Source organism: Rubrivirga sp. (assembly GCF_049648075.1).
GTDB lineage: Bacteria > Bacteroidota > Rhodothermia > Rhodothermales > Rubricoccaceae > Rubrivirga.
The window spans coordinates 1-3,558 of record NZ_JBARYR010000084.1 but is presented as its reverse complement, the minus strand read 5'-3'; the positions used below and the strand labels follow the sequence as shown (position 1 = coordinate 3,558).

The window sequence follows — 3,558 nt, the reverse complement described above, 5'->3', positions numbered from 1 at the left end:
CCGTCGCCCGGTGCGGGAGCAGGGGGTTCCGCCCGGCACCGAGCACCGACAAAAAGGCGACGCGCCCGACGCCGGCACCGAGAGCGGCGTCGACGACCGGGTTGACGGCGTCGGCGCCGAGCGAGGGCGGGCGCATCAGAAACAGCCCGTCGGCGCCCTCGAGGGCAGGCCGGTGCGTCGAGACGTCCTCGAAGTCGAACCGGACGGAGGCACCTTTCCAGTCACGTCCGCCGCTCCGATCGGCGGCCACCGCCTCGTGGCCGTCCGCGAGGAGCTTGTTCAGGACGGCGGTCCCGACGGTTCCGGTGGCTCCAGTGACGACGACGCGCATGGCAAAAAGCTCGGTAGAGATCAGCTCACGACGAAGTTGACCAAGCGGCCCGGCACCGCGATCTCCTTGCGGACGGTCCCGTCCTCGAGGTAGCGCGCCACGTTCTCCTCGGCACGGGCGGCCTCGATCATGGCGTCCTTCGACGCTTGGGCGTCGACCTCGACAGTGCCGCGGAGCTTGCCGTTGACCTGGACGGCGATCTCGACCGTGTCGGCCTTGAGCAACTCGGGGTCGAACGCCGGCCACTCGGCGTGGGTCAAGGAATCGGCGTGGCCGAGCTTCTGCCACAGCTCCTCGGCGAGGTGCGGCGCGAACGGGGCCAGAAGCAACACGAACGGCTCCGCGATCGAGGCCGGGACCGTGTCCCACTTGGTCGCCGCGTTGACGAACTCCATCAAGGACGAGATCGCCGTGTTGAACCGCAGGCCGTCGATGTCGTCGGTCACCTTCTGGATCGTGGCGTGGAGCGTGCGGAGGTGGTCGGGCGTCGGCTCGTCCTCGGTGACGGTGCTGGACCGCTCGCCGGTGTCGGAGTCGAGGACGAGACGGTAGGCGCGAGCCAGGAAGCGGTGGACGCCGTCGACGGAGCGCGTATTCCAGGGCTTGACCTGCTCGAGCGGCCCCATAAACATCTCGTAGAGCCGGAGCGAGTCGGCGCCGTACTCCTCGACGATGTCGTCGGGGTTGACCACGTTACCGCGGCTCTTCGACATTTTGTGCGCGCGGCTATTGACGCGGACGTCGGTGTGCGCTTGGAGGACGAACCCGTCGCCCTGCTTGGTGACGTCGCCGGGCTCGACCGACACCGCCGCCAGCACCGAGCCGTCGCGGGCGTCCTGCCACGACCCGTCCTCGGCCTCGAGGGCGTGCTCGGCCGAGATCCAGCCGAACGTCTCGTCGCCGCCGACGCGCTTGTACGCCGTGTACTCGACCTCGCCCAGGATCATGCCCTGGTTGACCAGCTTCTGGAACGGCTCGTCCGTCGAGACGACGCCGGCGTCGAACAGGACTTTGTGCCAGAACCGGGCGTAGAGCAGGTGCAGGACCGCGTGCTCGGCCCCGCCGACGTACAGGTCGACGGGCATCCAATATTTCTCGACCTCCGGGTCGACGAGCGCCTCGGTGTTGTTCGGGTCCAAGAACCGGAGGTAGTACCAGCACGAGCCGGCCCACTGGGGCATCGTGTTGGTCTCGCGCAGGGCCTTCTCCCCGGTCTCGGGATCCGCCGTCTCGACCCACTCCGGGATCGCGGCCAGGGGGCTCTCCCCCGTCCCAGCCGGTTCGTAGCTGTCAACCTCGGGGAGGCGGACGGGCAGTTCGCTATCGGGTAGCGGGCGCACCTCGCCGTCGACGTGGACGAGCGGGATCGGCTCGCCCCAGTAGCGCTGACGGCTAAAGAGCCAGTCGCGCAGCTTGTAGTTCGTCTGGCGCCGCCCGACGCCGTTGTCCTCGAGCCACGCCATGACGCGTTCCTTGGCCGGCTCGACCTCGAGGCCGTTGAGGTTTACGCCCTCGAGGGCGATGTCGGCGACCGGCCCGCCGGAGGCGTCGGAGTTGATGGCCGGGCCATCGCCGGTGTACGCCTCGCCGTCCCACCCCTCGGGCGGCTGGACCGTTCGCGTGATCGGGAGGCCGTACTTGGAGGCGAAGTCCCAGTCGCGCTGGTCCTGGGCCGGAACGGCCATGATGGCGCCGGTCCCGTAGGTCGCGAGCACGTAGTCGGCGATCCAGATCGGGATTTTGTGGCCGTTCACCGGATTGACGGCATGGGCGCCCGTGAACACGCCGGTCTTCGTTTTCTGCTCCTGGCGGTCGCGGTCGGTCTTGCGCGACGTGGCATCGACGTAGTCCGCGACGTCCGCTCGCCGGTCGTCGGTCGTGATCGAGGCAACGAGGGGGTGCTCCGGGGCGAGCACCATGAACGTGGCTCCGAAGAGCGTGTCGGGCCGTGTCGTGTAGACGCGCAGCACGTCCTCGGGATGACCGAACACGCGGAAGTCGACCTCGGCGCCCTGGCTCTTGCCGATCCAGTTCCGCTGCATCGCCTTGACCGACTCGGGCCAATCGAGGTCGTCCAGGCCGTCGAGCAGCCGGTCGGCGTACTCGGTGATCTTGAGCATCCACTGGCGCATCGGGAGTTGCACGACCGGGTGCCCGCCGATCTCGCTGCGCCCGTTGACGACCTCCTCGTTCGACAGCACCGCGCCCAGGTTCGGGCACCAGTTGACGGGCGCGAACGCCTCGTAGGCCAGCCCCCGCTCGTACAACTTGAGGAAGATCCACTGCGTCCAGCGCACGTAGTCCGGGTCGGTCGTGTTGACCTCGCGCGACCAGTCGTAGCTAAAGCCCAACCGCTGGAGCTGTCGCCGGAACGTCGCGACGTTTTTCTCGGTCGTCAGGCGCGGGTGCGTCCCCGTCTCGATGGCGTAGTTCTCGGCCGGCAGGCCGAACGCGTCCCATCCCATCGGGTGGAGCACGTTGAACCCACGCATCCGCTTGTACCGCGCTACGATGTCGGTCGCAGTGTAGCCCTCGGGGTGGCCCACGTGGAGCCCCGCGCCGGACGGGTACGGAAACATGTCGAGGGCGTAGAACCCGGGCTTCGAGCCGTCGAAGCCCTCATCGCCCGGTCCGAGTTGGCGGAACGCGTCGTGCTCCGCCCACCAGGCCTGCCAGCGGGTTTCGATCTCGTCGTGTGGGTAGCCGGCCATCGAGGTTTCCTATGGGATCCAGTTGTGATTGGAAGCTACGGAGCGCCCTCGAGGACGGACCTCGAAGGCGGGACGAGGAGTCGGGGTGCGCGGCCTCGAGGGCCGGGCGCAGAGACGCGGGGGTGCGGCCTCGAGGTCGGCGCGTTCGTGCACATGCGCAGGCCAGACCGAGCCCGTGCCGATCGGGTCCTCGAAGACGGACGAGCGCCTCGTGTGGACGTGGCTACGCCAGTGCGAGGAGATCGCCCCACGCCTGCTGCCCGACCTCGAGGTCGTAGTGGACGGGCTGCTCCTCTCGTTCCGGCGGCTCACTCGCCCTCGAGGACGCCTACGCGAGAGGCGTCGCGTCGTCGGGCCGCCGCCGTTCCTCGCGGACCTCGCGCCGGCTGCGCGTCCGGTGCTCGACGACGTCGACGATGGCCAGGCTCGCGACCAGCCACGCCGTGCCCGCGAGCCAACCGGCCACCACGTCGGTGATGTAGTAGACGTTGAGGTAGACGCGGGACAGGCCCACCC

Annotated in this window: 2 protein-coding genes and 1 pseudogene; all 3 read right to left on the bottom strand. The window is 68.8% G+C overall.

The genetic code is table 11. The features are described from left to right. The coding region (locus tag WBA11_RS02320; protein WP_424519117.1) for an SDR family oxidoreductase at positions 1-331 on the bottom strand (331 nt) is incomplete at its 3' end. Positions 332-351: 20 nt separating this feature from the next. Then, entirely contained in the window at positions 352-3,042 is a 2,691-nt protein-coding gene (gene leuS / locus WBA11_RS02315) for a leucine--tRNA ligase (protein WP_424519116.1), read from the bottom strand. Positions 3,043-3,370: 328 nt separating this feature from the next. Next, positions 3,371-3,558, bottom strand: a pseudogene (locus tag WBA11_RS02310) (hypothetical protein); the annotation flags it as partial.

Excerpts from the sequence above, each read along its gene's own strand:
- leuS (WP_424519116.1), bottom strand. The coding sequence starts at position 3,042 with ATGGCCGGCTACCCACACGACGAGATCGAAACCCGCTGGCAGGCCTGG.